Genomic DNA, 23,422 nt, shown 5'->3' with positions numbered 1-23,422 from the left:
CTGTCATTCCCGTTTTTGTCACCGATAGCATGCACCCCAACTACGGGCAAAAATGATACATGCTTAACAGCGCAAAAAGGCTGGTGACCCAAAAGTCACCAGCCCCAGGCCTAAAAGGCCAGTTTTATGTCATGCAGTTGTTTACTTGATTTCAACTTCTGCACCAGCTTCTTCAAGCTGCTTTTTCAGTTCTTCAGCGTCTGCTTTCGCGATGCCTTCTTTAACTGCTACAGGTGCAGCTTCAACCATTGCTTTGGCTTCTTTCAAGCCTAGGCCAGTTGCAGCACGCACTGCTTTGATAGCGCCAACTTTGTTAGCACCAGCAGCTTTCAGGACTACGTCAAATTCAGTCTTTTCTTCTGCAGCGGCTTCGCCACCAGCAGCAGGACCAGCAGCTACTGCAACAGCAGCAGATGCGTCAACACCGAATTTTTCTTCTGCAGCTTCGATCAGTTCAACCAGTTCCATAACTGGCATTTCAGCGATCGCATTCAAAATATCGTCTTTGGAAAGAGCCATAACTCTAAACTCCTGGGTTATATAATTACAAAAAATTGGTTAAAAAAACCGTCTCTACTTAGCGTCTTTAATTGCTGCCAACACACGCACAAACTTAGTTGGTACTTCGTTCATAGTACGAACGAACTTACTAACTGGCGCTTTGAAGGTGGCAAGCAATTTCGCCAATGCTTCGTCACGTGTCGGAAGTGATGCAACTGCATCAAGCTTATCTGCGCCCATCAGACCGTTACCGATCGACAGTGCAGTTACCTTCAGGTGCTTGTTTTGTTTAGCGAAATCTTTGAACAAACGCGCGGCTGAGCCAGGCGCATCCAAAGAAAAGCCATACATCAACGGACCTTTCAGTGCTTCGTCCATGTCACCGAATTGCGTATCTTGCAAAGCACGTTTTGCCAGAGTGTTCCGAATTACCTTCAGAACCACACCTTGCTCACGCGCCTGCTTACGCAGAACGGTCATGTCCGCTACTTCCATGCCACGATACTCAGCAACAGCGACGGATAGAGCTTCTGAAGCTACATCGTTGATTTCTTTAACGATGGCTTTTTTTGCTGCTAAACCTAGTGCCACTGATATCACCTCTTTTTTTGAAACTTTGCTTCCGGAAAATCCGGTTACGCCGTTTCGCGTTACAAATTGATAGCCATATTGCACTACCACGTTGTTACGGTGAATCTCTACCCAGAGAGTCTGAGTCGGATATCACCATCTGCGCAGGACATTAAGTGTCGTTTTGCTGGCGTCAGCCTCACGATACACCTGCGGTCTTGGACGGGAGCCACTTCACTTAACCTTAAAGTGGCAGCTCCAACCCACAAACCTTTGAAAAGTGGATGAAAATTATACGCCCTTTTCAATCCACTGCAACCCTGAGGTTGCGCAACCTTAGCCGGCTTTAACAGCAGCCAAAGTTGCTGGATCAATCGATACACCCGCGCCCATAGTGGTCGACAGGCTTACACGTTTGATGTACTGACCTTTTGCAGAAGACGGCTTAGCCTTTCTTAAAGCGCTCAGCAGTGATTCTAAGTTCTCTTGTAACTGGCCGTTTTCGAACGTTACTTTACCGATAGTAGCGTGAATGATACCGCCTTTATCGTTACGGTAGCGAACCTGACCAGATTTAGCGTTTTTAACCGCAGTTGCAACGTCTGGAGTTACGGTACCAGTTTTCGGGTTAGGCATCAGGCCACGTGGACCTAAGATTTGACCCAACTGACCAACCACACGCATAGCATCAGGAGAAGCGATAACTACGTCAAAATCCATGACGCCTTTTTTCACTTGCTCAGCCAGGTCTTCCATACCAACGATGTCAGCACCAGCTTCTTTTGCTTTTTCAGCGTTTGCGCCACCAGTGAACACGGCAACGCGAACATCGCGGCCAGTGCCGTTAGGCAGTACAGTTGCGCCACGAACGTTTTGATCAGATTTACGTGCATCGATACCAAGGTTGACAGAAACGTCAACGCTTTCAGTAAATTTAGCAGTCGCAAGCTCTTTCAGCAGCGTTAAGGCTTCATTAATGTCGTAATCACGCACTTCTACTTTTTCGCGGATTAAACGAGCACGTTTAGTTAATTTAGCCATCTTATAAGCCCTCCACTTTCAAGCCCATCGCACGAGCAGAGCCGGCGATAGTACGTACAGCAGCGTCCATAGAAGCTGCAGTTAAGTCTGGCTCTTTAGTTTTCGCGATTTCTTCAAGCTGATCGCGAGTAACGGTGCCAACTTTTTCAGTGTTCGGGCGACCTGAACCACTTTTAATACCAGCCGCTTTTTTCAGCAGGAATGCTGCTGGCGGGGTTTTAGTGATAAAGGTGAAAGAACGGTCTTCGAATACTGTAATTTCTACAGGAACCGGCGCGCCTTTTTCCATTTCGCCAGTCTGTGCGTTAAACGCTTTACAGAATTCCATAATGTTTACGCCGTGCTGACCCAGCGCTGGACCAACCGGAGGTGACGGGTTCGCCGCACCGGCTGCAACTTGCAGCTTAATAATGGCGGATACTTTCTTAGCCATGATACTTCCTCTGTTTAATGGGTATAACGCCTTGCAAGTCTTTCGCTAAACACCTGATAAGGCTAGGTATTTAGTGCAAGAGGAAACTTGCTCAAACGGCTTCCCTAGGTAAAAAGGACGCGAATTGTAGACCAATTCGTGTCCAAGATCAAGAAAATCACCATTCGCAGATGGTGATTTTTCAAACAACTTAATTAACCTTTCTCGACTTGCCCGAATTCCAGTTCAACTGGGGTGGCGCGGCCGAAGATAGATACCGACACTGTCAGGCGACTTTTGTCGTAATCGACGCTCTCAACAGTACCGTTGAAATCTGCAAAAGGACCGTCGTTTACGCGAACCAGTTCACCCGGCTCGAATAAGGTTTTCGGACGTGGCTTATCAACAGATTCGTTCAGACGATTCAAAATGGTATCGGCTTCTTTTTGCGAAATTGGTGCCGGACGCTCAGCAGTACCGCCGATGAAACCAAGTACCCGTGGAATACTTTTCACCAGGTGCCAGCTTTCTTCGTCCATAGCCATTTCTACCAGTACATAACCTGGAAAGAATTTGCGCTCGCTCTTGCGACGCTGACCAGCACGCATTTCAACAACTTCTTCGGTTGGTACTAATACTTCACCGAACTTGTCTTCCATGCCGTTCATTTTAATGTGTTCACGTAGTGAATTTGCTACCCGGCCTTCGTAGCCCGAGAATGCTTGTACTACATACCAGCGTTTCTTGTCGCTCATATTAAAACTCCAGTCCGGTCAGGAAGCCAACCACACGTACGAGAATTGCATCCATACCCCACAGGATCAGCGCGATAATGGCTGTAGCAACGGCAATGATTAGCGTGGTTTGCGTTGCTTCCTGGCGAGTTGGCCATACTACTTTACGAACTTCGGTACGGCTTTCTTTAGCAAAGCTCAAGAAGCGACGGCCTTTACCAGTTACTGCAGCAAAGCCACCCGCGATGGCAACCAATAACACCACGCCAATGGCGCGATACAATACAGATACTTGCTCACCATAGTAGTAGTTGCCTGCAATAGCCGCGGCTAGTAAGGCAATAACGATGACCCATTTCAGGCCGTCTAGTGAACTGCTTTGCGTTTCAGTCTGTGCGCTCATTCTTTCTTATCCTGCGGTTTTGTCTGCGTTCGCTGCTTGAGCTCAAAAATAGTGGCAGGGGTGGAGGGATTCGAACCCCCAACCGTCGGTTTTGGAGACCGCTGTTCTACCAATTGGAACTACACCCCTGCAAATCATCCAAACACTGCAAACCTAAGAGTTTTAAATCGGCTGGTAAACGGTGATGGAATGGACGCCGTATTATACCGATTGCGCACCATGACGCAACTGCAATATTACATTGCGCCGACGGTAGCCTGACGTTTAACGTCAGGTGCGATATTAAATACACACACCCAAGTTTGGTTAAATGCGGCGGGTCATCACCTGACGTGGAACGTCAGGCTACCGAGCATAAAAAAAGGCCCCCAATTGGGAGCCTTTTTGAAAATCTATCGGCAATTAAGCGATGATTTTTGATACTACGCCTGCACCTACGGTACGGCCACCTTCACGAATTGCGAAGCGTAAACCTTCGTCCATCGCGATTGGGTGAATCAGCTCAACCACAAACTTCAGGTTGTCGCCAGGCATTACCATTTCAACACCTTCCGGTAATTGAACAGCACCAGTTACGTCCGTTGTACGGAAGTAGAACTGTGGACGGTAGCCTTTGAAGAACGGAGTATGACGGCCGCCTTCTTCTTTGCTCAGTACATACACTTCCGCTTCAAACTGAGTGTGCGGAGTGATTGTACCTGGCTTCGCCAGTACCTGACCACGTTGGATGTCGTCACGCTTAGTACCACGCAACAACGCACCGATGTTCTCGCCTGCACGACCTTCGTCAAGCAGTTTACGGAACATTTCTACGCCCGTTACGATTGTTTTGGTGGTGTCTTTGATACCAACGATTTCTACTTCGTCACCAGTACGCACGATGCCGCGCTCAACACGACCCGTTACTACTGTACCACGGCCTGAAATTGAGAATACGTCTTCGATAGGCATGATGAACGGCTTATCGATGTCACGCTCTGGCTCTGGAATGTATGAATCCAGTGCTTCTGCCAACTCGATGATTTTCTTCTCGTAGCCTTCGTCGCCTTCCAGGGCTTTCAGAGCTGAGCCCTGAATTACCGGCAGGTCGTCGCCTGGGAAGTCGTATTCGCTTAACAGCTCACGTACTTCCATTTCTACCAGCTCTAACAGCTCTTCATCGTCTACCATGTCACATTTGTTCATGAATACGACGATGAATGGTACGCCTACCTGACGTGACAACAGGATGTGCTCACGAGTCTGTGGCATTGGGCCATCAGTCGCGGCTACTACCAGAATGGCGCCGTCCATTTGCGCAGCACCAGTGATCATGTTTTTAACATAGTCAGCGTGGCCTGGGCAGTCTACGTGGGCGTAGTGACGCGCTGGCGTGTCATACTCAACGTGTGAAGTCGCGATGGTGATACCACGCGCTTTTTCTTCTGGAGCGTTATCGATTTGATCGAATGCGCGCGCTGAACCACCGTAGGTTTTTGCCAATACCGACGTGATTGCAGCAGTCAGTGTAGTTTTACCGTGGTCAACGTGGCCAATCGTACCAACGTTCACATGCGGTTTCGAACGTTCAAATTTTTCTTTAGACATGACAGCCTCTCTTTGGACAACTTACGGTGGCGCGGTTAAAAAATCGCGCACATTAAAAATGTGTGTACCTGACCGTGACAGCTTGAACTTCGTGCGAGAATACAGATGGGATGAACCGAGAGTGGTGCTGATAGGCGGATTCGAACCGCCGACCTCACCCTTACCAAGGGTGCGCTCTACCAACTGAGCTATATCAGCACTTTCTGATAATTGGAGCGGGTAGTGGGAATCGAACCCACATCATCAGCTTGGAAGGCTGAGGTAATAGCCATTATACGATACCCGCATGCCTTTACTCGGGTCACCTCAAACCATTTCTGAACTCACCGCATTCAAGATCAATGCATTGGTGGAGGGGGCAGGATTCGAACCTGCGAAGGCTGAGCCGTCAGATTTACAGTCTGATCCCTTTGACCGCTCGGGAACCCCTCCCCGCAATTTGAGTTGGTGCCGGCACCAAGAGTCGAACTCGGGACCTACTGATTACAAGTCAGTTGCTCTACCAACTGAGCTATGCCGGCACCCCGGTTAGGTGGAGCGCATTCTATTGTATCGATTTTGCTGATGCAACAGAAAATGCTAATTTTTTAGTGAAACAGGGTCCGATTGCTTAATTTGCGAACGGATGACGTAAAATAATGGTTTCAATTCGATCCGGACCGGTTGAAATAATATCAACCGGAACACCGGTTAAAGCTTCAATTCGTTTAATGTAAGCCAGTGCTTCGGTCGGCAAATCTCTATGCTCGGTTAAACCCACGGTGCTGCCTTTCCAACCCGGCATGGTTTCGTACACAGGTTCAACGTTGTCGTAGTCTTCGGCTGCCAGTGGCGGGTAGTCATTCACAGTACCGTCACTTAACTTATAGCCTACGCAAATTTTCAGCTCGTCTAAGCCATCCAGTACGTCCAGCTTGGTTAAGCAGAAACCGCTGACTGAGTTGATTTGCACCGCGCGACGCGCCAGTACAGCATCAAACCAACCAGTACGGCGTTTACGACCGGTAGTAGCGCCGAACTCGTGACCTTTTACGCCCAGGTGCTCGCCCACATTACAATCCAGCTCGGTTGGGAACGGACCACTACCCACCCGGGTGGTATAAGCTTTCACAATACCCAGCACGTAATCAATATAGCGTGGACCAAAGCCGGCACCGGTAGAAACCCCACCAGCAGTAGTGTTCGACGAGGTCACGTACGGATAGGTGCCGTGATCAATGTCCAGCAAGGTACCCTGAGCACCCTCAAACATAATATCGTCACCACGCTTGCGTGCTTCGTCCAGCAAGCTTGGTATATCGGCAATCATACCGCGCAGTTGCTCGGCCACTTCACGACAATAGGCAATCACATCTTCAACGGAAACGGCTGGTTCTTTGTAATACTCAACCAAGGTGAAGTTATGCACTTCCATTACTTCACGCAGCTTCTGTTCAAAGCGTTCGAAATTGAACAAATCGCCAACGCGCAGCGCCCGACGCGCTACTTTGTCTTCATAGGCTGGCCCGATGCCACGACCAGTAGTACCGATGGCATTAGCGCCGCGAGCTTTCTCGCGCGCCTGATCCAGCGCAATGTGGTAAGGCAGAATTAATGGGCAGGCTTCGCTAATCAGCAGGCGCTCGCGAACCGGAACATCGCGCTTTTCCAGCATCGCGATTTCTTCCATTAAGGCTTCCGGTGATAACACCACGCCATTACCGATTAAGCATTTCACGTTGGCACGCAAAACACCGGATGGAATTAAGTGTAATACGGTCTTTTCGCCGTCAATAACTAAGGTATGGCCGGCATTGTGACCGCCCTGATAACGCACCACGTAGGTCGCTTTATCCGTTAACAGGTCAACAATTTTACCCTTACCTTCATCACCCCATTGGGTGCCTAAAATGACAACGTTTTTGCCCATGATAATACTCACCGATGTTGATGCGTGCTGTGATTACAAATGCGAATGCAAAGAAAGGCGGCGATTTTACCAGCTATTTGCGTCAGACGGTAGTCTGCTGCAGCTGTTTGAAATCAGTTTTCTCGTGATAAAGCGCAAAGCCAAAGCGCAAGCGGGTGTTGCGGTAATCGGTTTTAATGCCAACCGAGTTCAGTTGCTGCGCTAGTTCTGCTACTTGCTCGGCCCGGTCAAACGCGAAGGTTAAAAAGTGTCCATGCTCATTGTTGTTCGGCATCAGCAAGTGCTGCCGATTCAATAACGGATGATTTAGCTTATCTATTTCCTGCAAAAACGCCTGCTGCAAATCACGCACGTAGGCATGAATAGTGGTAACAGTCAGGCCATCATTGCGCCACCATTCCAATACCGCCTGTAACCGGTACAACGCGGTAAAATCCATAGTGGCCCCGGCAAAACGGAAACCGTCGTCAGCGTACTCTACGCGCCCCTGTTGCGGCTTCGCCAAATTTGCAAAATCAGCAAACCAACCGGTGTATTCAGGCCGTAACTGAGTACCTTTAGGTACGCTCATAAAGCAGCAGCCTTCGCCAGCCTGCAAATACTTGTAACTGCCGGCCAGATAAAATATGCGATCGCAAACGTCACTTAAGTCGGTAGGAATAGCGCCACAACCATGGTAACCGTCAATAACTACGGTGGTGCTTGCGGGAACCAGATGCAACCAGTCGCCAACCCAGGGGGCAACTACGCCGGAATTAAAAAACACCTGACTACAGAACACCATATCGTAACTGTGTTCAGTTAGCGCTTGCTGCCAACGGGTGGCAAAAGTATCAAAAGGCTCGGTCGGAATTTGCGTAATAGTAACCTGTGGCCGCTCCTGCAAGCGTCTGGCCTGACGGGAGAAACTATGAAACTCGGCGTCTGTGGTTAGTATATGAAGAGGTTTGGTTGCGTCAAAGCAACTTATAATGCGGTACAAAAGTTCGTGGGTATTGCTGGCAAACACCCACTGGTCGGGCTGTGGGTGATTCATTAAATCTGCCAGTAACTGCTGTACTGCTGGCACGCGCTGCGAGAATATCTGATCCCACTTTTCATCGGCACCAATGGCTGAATCGTCCCAGTAGGCTAAATGCGCCTGGCGAGTTACGTCCGGCCAATAATGATGGCTATGCGGGGCGCAATGTAACTCGCCCCGATGCTGTTCTAAAAAGTGCTGATAATGCCGCTTATACATGCCAATACGGGTGACTAAATGTCACCCATTTTGTTTTTCAGGAAGCGGAAGAAGTCGCTGTTCGGATCCAGTACTAACATGTCCTGGTTGCCGTTAAAGCTCTTCTGGTACGATTCCATACTACGCAAGAACGAGAAGAACTCAGCGTCTTTGGAATACGAGTCAGCATAAATTTTTGCTGCCATGGCATCCCCTTCACCGCGTAATTCCCGCGCCTGACGCTTGGCGTCGGCTAACATAACAGTTACCCGGGCATCAACGTCAGCACGAATGAACTCAGCCTGCTCACGACCTTCTGAGCGGTGCTCAGTAGCCACTGCTTGCCGTTCTGCTCGCATACGCTGGTAAATCGACTGGCTGACTTCGGTTGGCAGGTTAATTTGCATAACCCGCACGTCAACCACTTCAATACCCAGTTCACGCGCACTGTCAGCACCACGAATCAAGGCTTCACGCATTAAGTCGTCACGCTCACCAGATACAATTTCAGTAATAGTACGGCTACCAAACTCGGCGCGCAGACCACTGCTGATACGACGTTGTAACAGCGCTTCAGCTTGTAACTGATTACCGCCATTGGTAGACAAGTAATAAGTTGCGAAATCAGAGATACGCCATTTCACATAGGTATCCACGATTAAGTCTTTTTTCTCGCTGGTGACGAAACGATCCGGATCACCATCAAGGGTTTTAAACCGTGCATCCAAGCGTTTAACATCTTCAATAAATGGAATTTTGAAGTGTAAACCTGGTTCATAAACAATTGGCATACCAGTGTCAGCGTCACGCTGCACTTTACCAAACTGAACCACAATGGCGCGCTGGCCTTCTTTAATCACAAATACTGACGATAAACCCAGGGCAATCGCGACAATTACTAATACTGCGATAACGTTTTTCATAGCTTACCCCCGGCCATCGTTGTAGCGACTAGACGTACGTGCACTACCAGAATTAGTAGTACTGTTGCCGCTATCTTGCTGTAAGTTATCGGAAAGATTTAACTTAGGCACTGGCTGCGAGTTGGTACCCGAGCTACCGCGCTGATGTTGTAAAATCTTATCCAGTGGCAAATACAACATGTTGTTGCTGCCTTCTACGTCCACCATAACTTTGCTGGTGCGAGCGTAGATATCTTCCAGCGTATCTAAATAGATACGTTCACGTGTTACTACCGGAGCAGCCTGGTATTGTGGCAACAGCTCGTTAAAGCGTGCTACTTCACCTTGTGCTTCCAACACGATTTGTTCGCGATAAGCTTGTGCTTCCTGCATCAAGCGGCGAACCTGACCACGGGCCAGCGGTTCTACTTGACGAGCATAAGCTTCAGCTTCACGAATGAAACGTTCTTCATCTTCCTGCGCGGAAATTGCATCATCAAAAGCGTCTTTTACCGCTTCTGGCGGACGCGCCGGCAACAGGTTGATGTCGACAATTTGCAAGCCTAAGTTATACGGCTGAATCATATTCTCCAGCATTTCCAAAGTGTTCGCGCGAACGTTTTCACGGCCTACGGTTAACACTTCATCCATGGTGGTGTGACCAACTACATAACGCAACGCGCTATCGGTTGCCTGCGCCAGACTACGGTCGGCATTTTCAACGGCATACAGATAATCACGTGGATTAATCACGCGATACTGCACGTCCAGCTCAACCCGCACAACGTTTTCGTCCTGCGTCAGCATAAAGCCATTCGACTGTTGCGATTTCACGTTGTTTACGTCAACCGTTTCCACGGTATCAATAAACAGTGGCCGCCAGTGCAGACCAGACTCAACCAGGTTACTGTATTGACCAAAGCGCAGTACAACGCCGCGTTCGGCTTCTTTCACCGTGTAAAATCCGGCTACAAACCAAACAATCAGCGCCAAACCAACGATTAGGCCAATGCCTTTACCGCCGATACCGCCGCCGCTAGTGCGTGAACCGCCTTTGCCGCCATTACCGCCTTTACCACCAAAACCTAACTTGCCGAGCAGATTACGTACTGCTTCATCAAGGTCAGGTGGCCCCTGATCACGCCCACCCTGGTTTTTCCAAGGGTCGCGATCGTCATTGTTGTTACCGTTTCCCGGTTGATTCCAGGCCATTGATTACTCCAACTCTAAGTTGTGCTAAAAAATACAAAGCTGCGCTATTCTACATAGCCTTGCAAAGTGCCGCCATGTTGCGGCTCAAATTCTTGTTCATACTGTTTACACAAACGCTGCCAGTCTACCTGAGACATGCGCACCTGCAAAATTAAAGCGCCATCATCGGCTACAGCTTCGTCGGTGACACTATCGAGTGTGTAGAGTCTACCACGCAACTTACCCAATGCGGGCGGCAATCGTAGCGCTAAGTTTACCATACGCGGCCGCAGTCGCTCGGTTAGTGCCTGCTCAAGCAGCTCTACACCAGCCCCGGTTTGCGCTGACAGCCACACCCGCAGTGGCATACCTTCGTCATCATAATCAATGCGCGGGGTAATATCATCATGCTGGTCAATCTTGTTATACACCAACAACTGCGGAACTTCGTTCGCTTCAATTTCGGTTAATACGTGACTTACTTCCAGCGTGTTTTCCTGCTGGCGGTCATCAGTAACGTCAATCACGTGCAACAAGAGGTCCGCTTCACGGGTTTCTTTTAAGGTTGCTTTAAAAGCCGCCACCAAATCATGCGGCAGGTGACGAATAAAGCCAACAGTATCGGCAAAAATCACATCACCCACGTCTGGCAACTGCAGTTTGCGCAAAGTTGGATCCAAAGTCGCAAATAACTGATCGGCGGCGTAAACATGAGAATCGGTAAGCTTATTAAACAGCGTTGATTTACCGGCGTTGGTGTAACCTACCAAAGACACAGTTGGGATTTCTGCCCGTAATCGCGCCCGGCGCCCCTGATCACGCTGCTTCGCCACTTTGGCAAGCCGCCCCAGAATATTGCGAATGCGACCGCGAATTAAACGTCGGTCGGTTTCCAGCTGAGTTTCACCAGGGCCACGTAAACCTATACCACCTTTTTGCCGCTCAAGGTGAGTCCAACCACGTACCAACCGGGTAGATAAGTGGCGTAACTGTGCCAGCTCAACCTGCAGCTTACCCTCATGGGTACGTGCACGTTGGGCGAATATGTCCAGAATCAGACCGGTACGATCGAGCACACGGCATTGGCACAACTTTTCCAAGTTGCGCTCCTGAGTTGGCGATAACGCATGATTAAAAATAACGATATTAGCGCCGATGGCAGCTACTTGCGCAGCCACTTCTTCGGCTTTACCGCTACCAACAAAGAATTTAGAACTCGGCGTATTGCGAGATGCGGTGATCACACCAAGTGTTTCTACGCCTGCGGAACTAACCAGTAACTTTAATTCAGATAAATCTTCGCGGTCGGTTTCAACCGGAAAATCGACATGAACAAGCAAGGCTTGTTCACCGCTTTCAAACCTGTCAAACAAGCTATAACAGCTCCTCTATAGCATTCGACAACTGTGTCCGTTAGTCCGCTTCAACAGCGTCCTCGGATTCCGCTTGAGCCATATAATTGGCTGGAATTCGCGCCGGCACCACGGTAGAAATGGCATGCTTATATACCATTTGGCTCACAGTGTTCTTCAGTAAAATGACAAATTGGTCAAAGGATTCAATCTGCCCCTGCAATTTAATACCGTTTACCAGATAAATAGAAACTGGAACGTGTTCACGGCGTAACGCATTTAAAAACGGGTCTTGTAAAGTTTGCCCTTTGGCCATTTTGGTGATTCCTTATTCTTGTTATATCGCGCTGGGTTACTACCGCTTACCAGCCGTGTTTAGCACCACGCTGAATGACATGTTAAAAACATGTTTCATAAACACTAGCCCAGCCATAAAAATTTGCAACTACTGATTTACGTTAATAGTTTGAATATGTAGCTAAATTCTTAAATTTCAAGGCTCATACTCCGAAAAAACCTGAGCTGGTTGCGCCAGCGCTTGCTGTGCCTGCGCTAGTACCTTACCGGCTTCAGGTTTCAGCCAGGTGACACCAGGCCACCCTCTTAACCAGGTGAGCTGACGTTTAGCCAATTGCCGCGTCGCTACCACACCTTTTTCGACCATTTGGTCATAACTAAGTTCATCGTCCAAATACTGCCAAACTTGACGATAACCAACACACCGCATGGAGGGTAAATCGAGATGCAAATCACCTCGTTGGCGCAATGCTTTTACTTCGTCAATAAAGCCGTTTTGCAGCATTAATTCAAATCGATCCGCAATACGCTGATGCAGTGTTTGTCGCTGTTGCGGCGCAATCGCCAACTGTTTTACCGGAACCTTGAGCGCACCGGTTCGACTTTGACTTAACTCAGTCAGGCTTTGCCCGCTAATTCGGAACACTTCCAACGCCCGCAAAATGCGTTGCGGATCGTTAGGATGAATACGCTCGGCACTGACCGAATCGATCACTTTTAAATCGTCATGCAGAGCCTGGCTGCCGCGTTCTTCAAGTTCCTCCTGCAATGCCGCTCTCAGCTCCGGCTGAGATTCCGGTAAATCGGAGAACCCCTCCAGCAACGCTTTAAAATACAACATAGTTCCGCCAACCAAAATTGGCGTACGCCCGGCAGCTAAAATAGCGTTAATCTCGCGCTTGGCATCGGTTGCGAACTGAGCCGCTGAATAGCTTTCGGCCGGGTCGCAAATGTCAATGAGCCGATGCGGTGCCCTAGTAAGCTCTGCCGCGGTTGGCTTGGCGGTGCCTATATTCATGTCGCGATAAATAAGCGCCGAATCAACCGAAATAATATCGCCATTAAGATGCTCATGCAGGGCTATCGCAAGATCGGTTTTTCCTGCCGCCGTAGGCCCGTACAAGCAAATGATATGAGGCTGCTCACTCACTGGCTAAGCTCCGGTGGTAATTGCGGCAACTGCACTGGCGTTAGGTAGTGATTGCTACTGTTAAAGTTCTGCTGCCAACACTGCAACCAATGCTCGGCTTGCGTGGCGCTATAGTCCGACTGCACCTGAAAACTCACCAACCACTGCCACAGGCTATCTGCTAACTCCTGTGGTTGTTGTGCATCGGGCTGTTGTAGCAAGTGCTGGAACAGCACCGCAATAGTACGGGTAATATCGGTTTGCCGTAACATAGCCGGTACCTGTTGAACTTCAATAGCGTTGCGCTGCGCTTGAATCTGCAGTCCTAACTGCGCTAATAACGGCGCGTGCAAGGTTGCGAACTGGTCGCGAATATCGGGTGTGGTTATCTTTACCGGCACTAATAGCGGTTGCCCGTTCAGGCCCTGATCAGCTTGCCGTTTAATGTTAGTAAGCAAACTATCGCGCTGCACCTGCTGTAAGTTGAGTAGCGCCAACGACTCAGGCCGGCTCAGCAAAGCGAAACGCTGCTGAAACACAGTTAGTAACTGCCACTCGCCAGTTGCGGCTGGCGTAGCCGCCAATGGTGGGTTGCCGACAGGTTTAGGTGAAGCGCCCCCACTTAACAACTGGGTATTTGCGTGCAACGCTGCCGGCGCTGGTGCTGGCCGCATACCGGGCAACGGGTGTGCACTGCGTGGCTTAAACTCGGCCAGCTCAGCCGCCGAAGGCGACTGACTGCTGGAATACTGATGGCCGCTAACAACATCCATAGACTCGGACGAGTGCTCCGATGCACTTTGCACCAGCGCAGGCCGTAACGCCTGAACTACAAAGTCATGAATTTGGCGAGCTCGATGAAACCTAACCTCATGCTTGGCCGGATGCACGTTCACATCAACATCAATCGCCGGTAACTCCAGATACAGCACAAAAGATGGGCTGCGATCTTCCGCCAAAGTATCCGCATAAGCCTGGCGCACGGCGTGCAGCAACAGCCGGTCACGCATCATGCGGCCATTCACATATAAATACTGAATATCAGACTGGTGCCGGCAACTGGCAGCGGGGGCTATCCACCCGCGCAGTTGAACCTGATCATGCTCGGCCTTCACTTGCAGAGCTTCGGCAGCGAAGGCTTTGCCACAAATTTGTGCTAAGCGCTGCTGCCGCGCGCTGTCGCTGTCGGCGCGTCGGTACTGGCGTACCTCTTTTTGGTTATGCCGCAGGGTTAAAGCCACATCAAAGCGTACCAACGCAATACGGCGAATCACTTCGTCAATATGGCTGAATTCCGTTTTCGCGGTACGCAAAAACTTGCGTCGGGCTGGGGTGTTGTAGAACAAATCCACCACATCCACAGTGGTACCATCGGGGTGCGCCGCCGGGCTGGTCTGCACCTCCATGTCGCGGCCTTCCACCCAGGCTTGCCAGGCCGTTTCTTGTGCCGGCGGCTTCGAGGTTAAACGCAGCCGTGAAACAGAGCTGATACTCGCCAGCGCCTCGCCACGAAAACCCAAACTTTGAATCGCTTCTAAATCATCCAGACTGCTAATTTTGCTGGTGGCATGCCGACTTAGGGCCAGCGCCAGCTCATCTTGTACAATCCCAGCCCCGTTATCGCGTAAGCGAATGCGCTTGGCCCCACCTTGTTCAATATCAATCTCAATTTGGGTAGCACCGGCGTCTATGCTGTTTTCAATGAGTTCTTTTACTACCGACGCCGGGCGCTCAACCACCTCGCCGGCGGCAATCTGGTTGGCCAGACTAATAGGAAGTAACTGAATAGGCATGCTTAACAACCCGCTACGTTGAAGGAATTTCTAAAACCTGTCCGATATGCAACACCGACCCTGACATATTGTTGTGCCGCTGAATGGCTCGTACTGAGGTATTGTAGCGCTGCGCCAGCACCGACAATGACTCACCCGATTTCACCACATGCCTGGTTGGTTGCGGGCGGGCAAACACGGTACCGTCAATAGGGTTGCGCATGAAGTAATTACGAACCCCCTGATAAATGGAACGGGCCAGCTTCTGCTGGTGTTGATTGCTCATCAAGTTACGTTCTTCGGCAGGGTTTGAAATAAATCCGGTTTCAATTAATACCGAAGGCACATTAGGTGACGTCAGCACCGCGAAACTAGCGGCCTGAGGCTTATGCTTGTGTAATTTCGTGATGGTGCCAAGCTCATTCAAAATAGCCTCGGCCGCGCTATAGCCACTGGCCATAGAGTTATCCATTTGCATATCAAACAGGGTTTGCGTTAAGTAACCATCAGTATCGTTAGTCTGCACAATTTCAGCCGCACCACCGAGGAGTTCAGAGTGCCGTTCTTTGGCCTCTAACCAACGGCCAAGCTCGTTATTGGCGCGTCGTTTGGATAACACCCAAACCGACGCACCATTAGGTTGCGGCGAGGTAAAGGCATCGGCGTGAATAGACAAAAACAGGTCGGCTTTTGCGTCGCGGGCTTTTTGAGTACGAATACCATGGTCAACATAGTAGTCGCCAGTACGCACCAGGTAAGCTTGCATGGCAGGGTCTTTATTAATTTGCTCGGCCAGCGCACGCGCTACTTTTAAAACAATGTGCTTTTCATAATTACCACTTGGCCCAACCGAGCCAGGATCATCACCGCCATGCCCGGCGTCTATAGCAATAGTGACTTTACGTTCTTTTAATTCAGCCACTGATTTTGCCGGTCCGCTGCGTTTTACCGACTTACCCGGTAAATCAACCACCAGACGATTGCCATAGGTGTCATTGGCCGGCAGAGCGAACACTTTGGCGTCACTTTTCTCGGCCAGCTCAATAACCAACCGCGTACTACCGGCATCTTTGGGCGTGCTGGTACGAATTTTATGAACCAACAGCGACTCTTCACCCAAATTGGTTAAAGACGCTTTGCGGTTGGTATTTTTGAAATCAATAACCAGGCGATAAGGTTTTTCTTGATAGAGCGTGAAATAGGTAAAATCAGGAGCCGCTGACATATCAAAGACAACCCGGGTTTTATCAGGCGAAGGCCATACCCGTACGCTATCAATACTGATATTGGCCATAGCCTGCGCTGGCCATGCCAAAGCTGACATAAGCATGATCAAGCTGAAACTCAGACACACCCATAGCGCTGTGTGCGGTGCGTTTAAACGCACTCTATTTAGGTACCCGTGTTGCATGGTAATTGTTCAAGCCGTTGCCGACCTTTTTCCGTTAGCGCAGTTATAGTTATTGAACGTGCAGTGTTCTGATAAGCAATAGTGACATCTAAATCTGCACCGGGCAAATAGCCGCTGCCGCGTTCCGGCCACTCAATCAGAACCACTGCATCGTCTGAAAAGTAATCGCGAATGCCCATAAATTCAAGTTCTTCAGGATCGGCCAGGCGATACAAATCGAAATGGTGAACCTGCAAATCACCAAGCTGGTAACTTTCCACCAGCGTATAGGTAGGACTTTTTACATGGCCCGGATGACCGCAAGCCTGCACAAAACCGCGACTAAAGGTCGTTTTACCTGCACCAAGCGGCCCATTCAGGTTAACCACCAGAGCCCGATTTTCCATTTGTGTGCCGGAGGCAGCTAAATTCGCCGCAATTTCCAGCAATTCTAGCTCAGTCGTCAGCTGCCAGTTTTTCGAAGTCATGCCAATTCCATGTAGTGGTTATTGATGCCAATTTGGCTGGTTTATTAAGATACGTAAAACATCAAGCAAGTCGCTGGCTATAGTACCACGTTCGCCGTTTTCTGCAGCCACTTCAGCGGCTCTGCCGTGTAACCAAACCGCCAGATAAACCGCTTGCTCGGGCGGAAATTTTTGCGCCAGCAACGCACCAACAATACCGCTTAACACGTCGCCCATTCCGCCGCTGGCCATGGCTGGTGTGCCGCTGGTATTCACCGCGTACCCCTGCTGGGTGCGAATAACCGTACCCGCCCCTTTGAGTAGCACTATCCCACCGGAGTTCCCTGCTGCATTCGCACTGTCGCTAACGTAGCTCTGATAGATGTCATTAACCGCGCTCCAACGCTGAGCAGAAACCGTTTTGGTAGTGCTTTTTAACAGCTCGGCGGCCTCACCCGGGTGCGGCGTTAGTACCCAGATTGAAGTTGGTGGCGACGCTTCCTGCGCTAACAAACGTAAAGCATCAGCGTCGACAACCAAGGGTTTGCTAGAAGCCACCGCATGCTGCCAGATCATATGAGCCCATTCGCTTTGACCGAGCCCCGGCCCCACCACAATAGTGTCGGCTTGTTTTAATAGCAGTTGTAACCCGTGCTCATCGCTAATGGCATGCACCATAAGCTCCGGTTGTTGCGGCGCTATCACCGCCTGACTGTCTGGGTGACAACCCACCATGACTTTGCCGGCACCACTGCGCAACGCCGCTTTGCCAGCAAGTACCGCAGCACCCGCCATCCCTGGAGCACCACCAAGCACTAATAAGGTTCCGGCATCGCCTTTGTGCGCGGTGCGCTTACGCGGGGTTAAATAGTCGGCCAAAGATTCGCAGCTGAGGCGTTTGGCAAAAGGTTGTTGCTGATTAGCAAATTCATCAGCTACGCCCAAGCCAGCGAACTTAAGCTCGCCAATATAATCGGCAGCAGCACCCGTTAATAGCCCCGGTTTGAGCGCAATAAAAGTTACTGTCGTGTCGGCGTAAAAGCAGGTTCCCAAAGGTTGGCCACTATCGCTTTGTAAACCACTTGGCACGTCGGCACAAACCACAGCAGTAATCTGACCTTGCTGCCGCGCTTCATTTACACGCGAAATGGCGGCGGCAAATTCACCCTCAACGTCTCGACTTAATCCGTTCCCCAATAATGCATCCACTACCAGGGTAGCACCGCTAAAACTTGCCTCAGGTAACTTTTGCAATGGTTTAACAACTCCACCGGCTGCGGTGAATTCTTCCCGCATTTGTTTTGCCAGGGTTGATTTCGCCTCGGTTGCGTAAACCACCACGGGTTTTTTCGCAATCAGCGCCAACCGGGCAACTACGTAGCCGTCACCACCGTTGTTACCCGGCCCGGCAACCACCACTAAGTGATCAAAGCGATATGCTTGCACGGCTTCCCAAATCGCTTCGCCGGCCCTGACCATGAGTTTGTCCATGGTTAGCCCAACAGCGTCGGCAGCGGCTTGCTCGCCGTTACGCAGTTGTTCGGTTTGATAGCAAAAGGCAGGCAGTTGGTCTGCCAGTTTCGAGTTGGTTGCTGTTGTCATTTCGACCTCTGGAGTTCCAGTGAGTGAAACATCGACATTAATGCGGTTTTTTGTTCTCGCTTTGTGGGTCAAAAATGCCAATCACGTTATCGAATTGACGCTTCGAACCACTGCCCTGCGCTTTGGGCTCACTCATTCGGTGCTTACACTGTACGCATTCAACTTGCTCAATGTTATTTTCAAAAAACAGCATAAGCGTGTCTGTTGCCTCACATTTTGGGCAAACTGCACCAGCAATAAAACGTTTCCGTTGTCGCGCCATATTCACTCCGTTTGGCATGGGCTATACTAGCCCTTTGATTGAGCTTCGCTTAGCTCATTACTAAGCCTTCATAATAGCATAGAGACCACATGATAGATGTACGAGACATTACGCTCATGCGTGGTGGAGAGATCTTACTACAAGAAGCAAGTTTTTCGGTTTTTCCCGGTCATAAGGTGGGCTTAATTGGCGCCAACGGCAGCGGCAAATCAAGTTTGTTTGCCTTATTCCGTGGCGAAATCAGCCTCGACAGTGGCGACTGCGATATCCCTAGGGGTTGGCGATTAGCCAGCGTAAAGCAGGAAACCCCAGCCTTAGCCAGCTCCGCGCTGGATTACGTGATTGACGGTGACAAACAATATCGCCAGCTACAGCAGCAGTTGAGCACCGCCGAGCAACAAGATGACGGCCGCGCCATTGGTGATTTACACGATCAAATAGCCCAAATTGGTGGTTACGATATTGAACCCCGGGCAGCTAGTTTGTTAGCTGGCTTAGGGTTTTCGCAGGCACAGTTACAGCAACCGGTGAAAGATTTTTCCGGTGGCTGGCGCATGCGTTTAAACCTGGCGCAGGCACTGATTGCCCGCGCCGATTTATTACTGCTAGATGAACCTACCAACCATTTGGATGTTGATGCTATTTACTGGCTGGAAGGCTGGTTACAACAGTACGACGGCACCTTGGTTATTATTGCGCACGACCGCGACTTCCTGGATAACGTAACCCAGCAGATTGTTCACATTGAGCATAAAACTACCCGCACCTACACAGGTAATTACAGCCAGTTCGAGCGCCAACGTGCTGAACAGCTTGCGCAGCAACAAGCCTCGTTTGAAAAAGAACAGACGGTACGTAAGCACTTACAAACTTATATCGACCGATTCCGTTACAAAGCCAGTAAAGCCAAACAGGCGCAAAGTCGAATCAAAGCGCTGGAGAAGCTCTCTGCCCAGGCGCCATTGCGAGCGCAAAGTGCGATTCGGTTTGAGTTTGCCGAGCCCGACAAACTGCCCAATCCGCTGGTAACCATGCGCAATTTACAGGCGGGTTACGGCACTACCGTTATTCTAAAAGACATTAAATTTAATCTGGTACCCGGCAGCCGTATCGGTTTGTTAGGTCGTAACGGTGCCGGTAAATCTACCTTAATTAAGTTAATTGCCGGTCAGTTAGAGCCTCAGGCTGGTGAGCTGGCATTAAGTACTAGTGTAAAGCTTGGTTACTTTGCTCAGCATCAGCTGGAACTGTTGGATCCTAAGGCCTCAGCACTGCTGCACCTGCAACGCTTAGATGCCCGCGCCAGTGAACAGCAGTTGCGGGATTATATTGGCGGCTTTGGATTTTCCGGTGATGCGGCCACGCAGGCAGTTGCCCCTATGAGCGGTGGTGAAAAAGCCCGTCTGGTGCTGGCGTTGATTATTTATCAAAAGCCCAACTTATTATTGCTGGATGAGCCAACCAACCACCTGGATTTAGAAATGCGCGAGGCGCTGGTATTTGCCTTACAAAGTTTTACCGGCGCAATGATTGTAGTTTCGCACGATCGTCATCTATTACGTAGTACTGTGGATGACTTTTACCTAGTTGCGGATCAACAAGTACAACCTTTTGATGGTGATTTAGATAGCTATCATCAGTGGTTACAGCAACAGGCGAAAAATCCTGATGCCGCTGCTCCGAGTGAGGCGAACAGTGGCAATGCCGACACGCGCAAAGCACAAAAGCGGCTTGAAGCCGAGCGTCGGCAAGCACTGAAGCCGCTCAAAGATAAGGTTCGTAAACTGGAGCAACAGGTAGATAAGTTAGCCGGCGCACTTGAACAGATAAACGAGCGCCTGGCCGATGCAGATATATACAACGAGGCCCGCAAAGCTGAACTGGCCGATGTATTAAAACAACAGGCCCAAACTCAGCAGCAACTGAGCCAGTGCGAACACGACTGGATGATTGCAGAGGAAGAATTGCAAGAACAAACTACCGATAACTATGCCGATAATTAATAGTGCTTTTCAACCTGCACCTGGCTGTAGCAATTGCCATGTGCAGACATTGCTACCGCGGATTATTGCCGGACGCCGGAAAATTGATGGCGACTGGGAAAAAGTGACCACCCTTGATAAAGATTTTTTTGAGGTTTTCTGGCATCGCCCGCACTCAGCCGACGCCCCGCTACTGGTCATTTTTCACGGCTTAGAGGGCTCGGTTGATTCGCCTTATGCGTGGCAAATGATGGTCAAAGCCGCCAGCAGCGGCTGGAATTCGGCTGTTATGCACTTTCGTGGCTGCGGTCCTTCGGTGAACAAACTGCCTCGCGCTTACCACTCAGGTGATACCGGCGACGCGCGCCGATTGCTCGAGCAATTGCATCAACAAAACCCAAACCGCCCATTGTTAGCCGCAGGCTACAGTTTAGGTGGCAACATGCTTACCAAGTTGTTGGGTGAAGCGCCTGTGGCCGGGCTTGCCGGCGCAGTGGTCGTAGCTGCACCTATAGATTTAGCGGCTTGCGCCCACCGTATTAATGAGGGTTTTTCGAAGGTATACCGCAATCACTTGTTAGGTAGCCTGAAGCAGAAAATGCTCATCAAACAAGAAACCGGTGTTATTCATGAAGAGCATGCACTGAGCGATTTAAAGATTGCCGACTTAACCAATTTTTATGAGTTTGACGATTTGGTAACCGCACCACTGCATGGCTTCGATGGCGTTGACGATTACTACAAGCGGGCTAGTTCGCGGCCACTTTTACATGCCATTGAAAATTCCCTGCTCATGATTCACGCCGCCGACGACCCCTTTATGACCGAAGATGTGATTCCGTCCGAACAGGAACTGTCGGCCACTACTACCTACGAGCTCAGTAAGCACGGCGGGCATATGGGCTTTGTCGGTTGGAAGAATGGCCGGTTCTGGCATTGGCTGCCAGATCGTATGCACCACTATTTGCAGCAGCAACTGGAGCAATATTAATGCAGATACCCTGGCAAGAACTAAATGCCGATACCCTACAGGCCCTGATTGAGGAATTCGTACTTCGCGAAGGTACTGATTACGGTGAGCAGGAAGTGCCATTCGCAACGAAAGTAGCGCAGGTACAGGCACAGTTAGAGCGGAATGAGATTGTGATTGTTTGGTCAGAACTGCACGAAACCGTGACTATAATGCCACGCGATCAGCTGGGTCAGGATTTCAACTAACCCTGTTTGTGCTTAATAAAAACATCACGCCAGGCTACTGCCTGATCACCCAAAATTAAAAAGTTCGGGTTACCCAATCCTACCGTTTCATTATAGGTAAGAGGTTCAAACTTCTCACTTACTATAAGCCCCCCCGCTTCATGCACTATCACTTGTGCGGCGGCAGTGTCCCATTCGCCGGTCGGCCCTACCCGCAAAAAACAATCGGCTTTGCCTTCGGCAATGAAGCAGGCTTTTAATGAGCAACTTCCCGCGGGTAACGGATGAATTTTGCGATCGCTGGCCATACGCCGACCCACGCGTTCACGCGGCTGACGCCGGCTAATGGCGATAATAATAGGGTCTTGCGCCGGGTCATCAAACTTACGAACTCGAATGGATTGCGTGCCTTGTGCATCGGTTTTGTGCGCGCCAGCACCGCGTACGGCCGAATACAAAGTGTCGCCAGCAGGCCAGTATATAACGCCCAGTACCGGTTCATTTTTTTCTACTAAGGCAATATTCACCGCGAAATCACCACTGCGGGCAATAAATTCCTGGGTGCCGTCAATGGGGTCAATCAGCCAGTAACGAGGCCAGTCCCGACGTTGCTGAAAATCCACATGCCCGCTTTCCTCCGACAGAATTGGGATGTCGGGCGTTAGGCTGGTTAGCGCATCAATAATCGAGCGGTTAGCCGCCATATCCGCCGAAGTTACCGGCGACTCATCGGCTTTTTCATAAGTTTGATATTCACGCAAATCGTACATTCGCATTACTAACGCACCCGCCTGCCGGGCAATGCCTGCAACATCCGGCAGTAACTGCTGCAGTTGTTCGCTGACCTGATTACCAGGTTCTTTGTTCGGTGCTTGGTTAGATTCTGCGTTGCGACTCATGATAGTTACTTCACTCCTTGCGCCTGCTCTCTTAAGAATAGTAGCAAAGCGGCAATACTGCGTGCTTCGGTAAAATCAGCCTGTTGTAGTAAGTGTTCCGATTCGTGCACCGACCAGGGTACTTTCTCTAACGGCTCCGGCTCGTCGCCCGGGAGTTCTTCCGGGTATAAGTCTTCGGCCACAAATATGTGCATAGTCGCAGCAAAAAACTGTGGTGCCATGGTGACGCTTTTCAGCGGTCGCAACACCTTAGCTCCGTAGCCAATTTCTTCTTTCAATTCACGGTTGGCAGCTTGTTCCGGCGTTTCATCGGGATCTATTAACCCTTTTGGAAATCCCAACTGGTAATTGTGTAAACCGGCGGCATATTCGCGCACCAGAATCATGGTGTCATCATCCAGCAAAGGCACAATCATGACCGCACCACGACCGCTGCCCTGCATTCGCTCAAACTGGCGTTCAACGCCGTTACTAAAGCGCAAATCAACGGCTTCAATGCGCAACAATCTGCTGCGTGCAACGGTTTGACGCGTCAATATTTCTGGAACTTGCTTCGTTGCCATAGTAGTTTATGCATGCTGTGCGAGTGGAGCTCCTACTATAA

The 23,422-nt window shown here is 50.1% G+C and carries 24 protein-coding genes and 5 tRNA genes; 3 read left to right on the top strand and 26 right to left on the bottom strand.

Annotated elements, in window-relative coordinates:
• Positions 1–141 precede the first annotated feature (141 nt).
• The 24 genes from rplL to CCE91_RS01700 form a co-directional block, all read right to left on the bottom strand.
• Positions 142–519 (bottom strand): 50S ribosomal protein L7/L12, encoded by a 378-nt coding sequence (rplL, locus tag CCE91_RS01815; protein WP_086433551.1) that lies wholly within the window; start codon positions 517–519, stop codon positions 142–144.
• Positions 520–573: 54 nt separating this feature from the next.
• Positions 574–1,092 carry a 50S ribosomal protein L10 gene (rplJ, locus tag CCE91_RS01810; RefSeq protein ID WP_086433550.1) on the bottom strand — a complete coding sequence of 173 codons (519 nt, stop codon included), beginning with the start codon at positions 1,090–1,092 and terminating at the stop codon, positions 574–576.
• A 315-nt stretch (positions 1,093–1,407) separates the two neighbouring features.
• The gene (gene rplA, locus CCE91_RS01805) at positions 1,408–2,112 is read right to left on the bottom strand and encodes a 50S ribosomal protein L1 (protein WP_086433549.1); all 705 of its coding nucleotides are present in this window, start codon (positions 2,110–2,112) and stop codon (positions 1,408–1,410) included.
• Position 2,113: 1 nt separating this feature from the next.
• Positions 2,114–2,545 carry a 50S ribosomal protein L11 gene (gene rplK, locus CCE91_RS01800; RefSeq protein WP_086433548.1) on the bottom strand — a complete coding sequence of 144 codons (432 nt, stop codon included), beginning with the start codon at positions 2,543–2,545 and terminating at the stop codon, positions 2,114–2,116.
• A gap of 194 nt (positions 2,546–2,739) precedes the next feature.
• Positions 2,740–3,279, bottom strand: coding sequence for a transcription termination/antitermination protein NusG (nusG, locus tag CCE91_RS01795; RefSeq protein WP_086433547.1), 540 nt, complete (start codon positions 3,277–3,279; stop codon positions 2,740–2,742).
• A 1-nt stretch (position 3,280) separates the two neighbouring features.
• On the bottom strand, positions 3,281–3,661 hold the full coding sequence (gene secE / locus CCE91_RS01790; protein ID WP_086433546.1) for a preprotein translocase subunit SecE: 381 nt from the start codon (positions 3,659–3,661) through the stop codon (positions 3,281–3,283).
• A gap of 52 nt (positions 3,662–3,713) precedes the next feature.
• A tRNA-Trp gene (locus tag CCE91_RS01785) sits at positions 3,714–3,790 on the bottom strand.
• A gap of 273 nt (positions 3,791–4,063) precedes the next feature.
• Positions 4,064–5,248, bottom strand: coding sequence for an elongation factor Tu (gene tuf / locus CCE91_RS01780; protein WP_086433545.1), 1,185 nt, complete (start codon positions 5,246–5,248; stop codon positions 4,064–4,066).
• Positions 5,249–5,370: 122 nt separating this feature from the next.
• A tRNA-Thr gene (locus CCE91_RS01775) sits at positions 5,371–5,446 on the bottom strand.
• 13 nt (positions 5,447–5,459) lie between these two features.
• Positions 5,460–5,534 (bottom strand) — tRNA-Gly (locus CCE91_RS01770).
• A 61-nt stretch (positions 5,535–5,595) separates the two neighbouring features.
• Positions 5,596–5,680 (bottom strand) — tRNA-Tyr (locus tag CCE91_RS01765).
• Between the two features lie 13 nt (positions 5,681–5,693).
• Positions 5,694–5,769, bottom strand: a tRNA-Thr gene (locus CCE91_RS01760).
• Positions 5,770–5,858: 89 nt separating this feature from the next.
• Positions 5,859–7,157, bottom strand: a complete 1,299-nt coding sequence (locus tag CCE91_RS01755; RefSeq protein WP_086433544.1) for an adenylosuccinate synthase — start codon at positions 7,155–7,157, stop codon at positions 5,859–5,861.
• An 82-nt stretch (positions 7,158–7,239) separates the two neighbouring features.
• Positions 7,240–8,397: an aminotransferase class V-fold PLP-dependent enzyme gene (locus tag CCE91_RS01750; protein WP_086433543.1), complete on the bottom strand. Its 1,158-nt coding sequence runs from the start codon at positions 8,395–8,397 to the stop codon at positions 7,240–7,242.
• Positions 8,398–8,411: 14 nt separating this feature from the next.
• Positions 8,412–9,299, bottom strand: coding sequence for a protease modulator HflC (hflC, locus tag CCE91_RS01745; protein ID WP_086433542.1), 888 nt, complete (start codon positions 9,297–9,299; stop codon positions 8,412–8,414).
• A gap of 3 nt (positions 9,300–9,302) precedes the next feature.
• Positions 9,303–10,490: an FtsH protease activity modulator HflK gene (gene hflK, locus CCE91_RS01740; protein WP_086433541.1), complete on the bottom strand. Its 1,188-nt coding sequence runs from the start codon at positions 10,488–10,490 to the stop codon at positions 9,303–9,305.
• 44 nt (positions 10,491–10,534) lie between these two features.
• Positions 10,535–11,842 (bottom strand): ribosome rescue GTPase HflX, encoded by a 1,308-nt coding sequence (gene hflX, locus CCE91_RS01735; protein ID WP_086433540.1) that lies wholly within the window; start codon positions 11,840–11,842, stop codon positions 10,535–10,537.
• 40 nt (positions 11,843–11,882) lie between these two features.
• Positions 11,883–12,137, bottom strand: coding sequence for an RNA chaperone Hfq (gene hfq, locus CCE91_RS01730; RefSeq protein ID WP_086433539.1), 255 nt, complete (start codon positions 12,135–12,137; stop codon positions 11,883–11,885).
• 177 nt (positions 12,138–12,314) lie between these two features.
• A complete protein-coding gene (miaA, locus tag CCE91_RS01725; protein WP_086433538.1) occupies positions 12,315–13,268 on the bottom strand; it encodes a tRNA (adenosine(37)-N6)-dimethylallyltransferase MiaA in 954 nt (317 codons plus the stop codon).
• The gene (mutL, locus tag CCE91_RS01720; RefSeq protein ID WP_086433537.1) at positions 13,265–15,040 is read right to left on the bottom strand and encodes a DNA mismatch repair endonuclease MutL; all 1,776 of its coding nucleotides are present in this window, start codon (positions 15,038–15,040) and stop codon (positions 13,265–13,267) included. The genes miaA and mutL overlap by 4 nt, the downstream gene beginning before the upstream one ends.
• A 13-nt stretch (positions 15,041–15,053) precedes the next feature.
• Positions 15,054–16,343 carry an N-acetylmuramoyl-L-alanine amidase gene (locus CCE91_RS01715; RefSeq protein WP_198677992.1) on the bottom strand — a complete coding sequence of 430 codons (1,290 nt, stop codon included), beginning with the start codon at positions 16,341–16,343 and terminating at the stop codon, positions 15,054–15,056.
• 68 nt (positions 16,344–16,411) lie between these two features.
• A complete protein-coding gene (gene tsaE / locus CCE91_RS01710; protein WP_086433535.1) occupies positions 16,412–16,897 on the bottom strand; it encodes a tRNA (adenosine(37)-N6)-threonylcarbamoyltransferase complex ATPase subunit type 1 TsaE in 486 nt (161 codons plus the stop codon).
• 18 nt (positions 16,898–16,915) lie between these two features.
• The gene (locus CCE91_RS01705; protein WP_086433534.1) at positions 16,916–18,478 is read right to left on the bottom strand and encodes an NAD(P)H-hydrate dehydratase; all 1,563 of its coding nucleotides are present in this window, start codon (positions 18,476–18,478) and stop codon (positions 16,916–16,918) included.
• A 37-nt stretch (positions 18,479–18,515) separates the two neighbouring features.
• Entirely contained in the window at positions 18,516–18,740 is a 225-nt protein-coding gene (locus tag CCE91_RS01700; RefSeq protein WP_086433533.1) for a YheV family putative zinc ribbon protein, read from the bottom strand.
• A gap of 89 nt (positions 18,741–18,829) precedes the next feature.
• On the opposite strand from CCE91_RS01700, the gene CCE91_RS01695 reads away from it, so the two are divergent.
• Genes CCE91_RS01695 through CCE91_RS01685 form a run of 3 tightly spaced genes read left to right on the top strand, consistent with a single transcriptional unit; the run spans position 18,830 to position 21,940 of the window.
• Positions 18,830–20,743 carry an ATP-binding cassette domain-containing protein gene (locus tag CCE91_RS01695; protein ID WP_086433532.1) on the top strand — a complete coding sequence of 638 codons (1,914 nt, stop codon included), beginning with the start codon at positions 18,830–18,832 and terminating at the stop codon, positions 20,741–20,743.
• Positions 20,730–21,713 (top strand): hydrolase, encoded by a 984-nt coding sequence (locus tag CCE91_RS01690; RefSeq protein WP_086433531.1) that lies wholly within the window; start codon positions 20,730–20,732, stop codon positions 21,711–21,713. Before CCE91_RS01695 ends, CCE91_RS01690 begins: the two co-directional genes overlap by 14 nt.
• Entirely contained in the window at positions 21,713–21,940 is a 228-nt protein-coding gene (locus tag CCE91_RS01685; protein WP_086433530.1) for a YheU family protein, read from the top strand. The genes CCE91_RS01690 and CCE91_RS01685 overlap by 1 nt, the downstream gene beginning before the upstream one ends.
• On the opposite strand, the gene cysQ is transcribed toward CCE91_RS01685, so the two are convergent.
• Positions 21,937–22,818 (bottom strand): 3'(2'),5'-bisphosphate nucleotidase CysQ, encoded by an 882-nt coding sequence (cysQ, locus tag CCE91_RS01680; protein ID WP_086433529.1) that lies wholly within the window; start codon positions 22,816–22,818, stop codon positions 21,937–21,939. The two genes, CCE91_RS01685 and cysQ, sit on opposite strands and share 4 nt — an antisense overlap.
• A gap of 5 nt (positions 22,819–22,823) precedes the next feature.
• Complete coding sequence (gene nudE, locus CCE91_RS01675; RefSeq protein WP_086433528.1) at positions 22,824–23,381, bottom strand: ADP compounds hydrolase NudE; 558 nt, start codon at positions 23,379–23,381, stop codon at positions 22,824–22,826.
• Between the last annotated feature and the right edge of the window lie 41 nt (positions 23,382–23,422).

This window comes from Pseudidiomarina planktonica, from assembly GCF_900177775.1.
In the GTDB taxonomy this organism is placed as follows: Bacteria; Pseudomonadota; Gammaproteobacteria; order Enterobacterales; family Alteromonadaceae; genus Pseudidiomarina; species Pseudidiomarina planktonica.
This window is presented reverse-complemented; position numbering and strand designations above follow the sequence as displayed.

What these genes read in the sequence shown, in the direction of transcription:
- rplL (WP_086433551.1), bottom strand. Translation starts at nt 519, where the DNA reads ATGGCTCTTTCCAAAGACGATATTTTGAATGCGATCGCTGAAATGCCA.
- rplA (WP_086433549.1), bottom strand. Translation starts at nt 2,112, where the DNA reads ATGGCTAAATTAACTAAACGTGCTCGTTTAATCCGCGAAAAAGTAGAA.
- rplK (WP_086433548.1), bottom strand. Translation starts at nt 2,545, where the DNA reads ATGGCTAAGAAAGTATCCGCCATTATTAAGCTGCAAGTTGCAGCCGGT.
- nusG (WP_086433547.1), bottom strand. Translation starts at nt 3,279, where the DNA reads ATGAGCGACAAGAAACGCTGGTATGTAGTACAAGCATTCTCGGGCTAC.
- secE (WP_086433546.1), bottom strand. Translation starts at nt 3,661, where the DNA reads ATGAGCGCACAGACTGAAACGCAAAGCAGTTCACTAGACGGCCTGAAA.
- tuf (WP_086433545.1), bottom strand. Translation starts at nt 5,248, where the DNA reads ATGTCTAAAGAAAAATTTGAACGTTCGAAACCGCATGTGAACGTTGGT.
- CCE91_RS01755 (WP_086433544.1), bottom strand. Translation starts at nt 7,157, where the DNA reads ATGGGCAAAAACGTTGTCATTTTAGGCACCCAATGGGGTGATGAAGGT.
- CCE91_RS01750 (WP_086433543.1), bottom strand. Translation starts at nt 8,397, where the DNA reads ATGTATAAGCGGCATTATCAGCACTTTTTAGAACAGCATCGGGGCGAG.
- hflC (WP_086433542.1), bottom strand. Translation starts at nt 9,299, where the DNA reads ATGAAAAACGTTATCGCAGTATTAGTAATTGTCGCGATTGCCCTGGGT.
- hflK (WP_086433541.1), bottom strand. Translation starts at nt 10,490, where the DNA reads ATGGCCTGGAATCAACCGGGAAACGGTAACAACAATGACGATCGCGAC.
- hfq (WP_086433539.1), bottom strand. Translation starts at nt 12,137, where the DNA reads ATGGCCAAAGGGCAAACTTTACAAGACCCGTTTTTAAATGCGTTACGC.
- mutL (WP_086433537.1), bottom strand. Translation starts at nt 15,040, where the DNA reads ATGCCTATTCAGTTACTTCCTATTAGTCTGGCCAACCAGATTGCCGCC.
- CCE91_RS01715 (WP_198677992.1), bottom strand. Translation starts at nt 16,343, where the DNA reads ATGTCAGCTTTGGCATGGCCAGCGCAGGCTATGGCCAATATCAGTATT.
- tsaE (WP_086433535.1), bottom strand. Translation starts at nt 16,897, where the DNA reads ATGACTTCGAAAAACTGGCAGCTGACGACTGAGCTAGAATTGCTGGAA.
- CCE91_RS01705 (WP_086433534.1), bottom strand. Translation starts at nt 18,478, where the DNA reads ATGACAACAGCAACCAACTCGAAACTGGCAGACCAACTGCCTGCCTTT.
- CCE91_RS01700 (WP_086433533.1), bottom strand. Translation starts at nt 18,740, where the DNA reads ATGGCGCGACAACGGAAACGTTTTATTGCTGGTGCAGTTTGCCCAAAA.
- CCE91_RS01695 (WP_086433532.1), top strand. Translation starts at nt 18,830, where the DNA reads ATGATAGATGTACGAGACATTACGCTCATGCGTGGTGGAGAGATCTTA.
- CCE91_RS01690 (WP_086433531.1), top strand. Translation starts at nt 20,730, where the DNA reads ATGCCGATAATTAATAGTGCTTTTCAACCTGCACCTGGCTGTAGCAAT.
- CCE91_RS01685 (WP_086433530.1), top strand. Translation starts at nt 21,713, where the DNA reads ATGCAGATACCCTGGCAAGAACTAAATGCCGATACCCTACAGGCCCTG.
- cysQ (WP_086433529.1), bottom strand. Translation starts at nt 22,818, where the DNA reads ATGAGTCGCAACGCAGAATCTAACCAAGCACCGAACAAAGAACCTGGT.
- nudE (WP_086433528.1), bottom strand. Translation starts at nt 23,381, where the DNA reads ATGGCAACGAAGCAAGTTCCAGAAATATTGACGCGTCAAACCGTTGCA.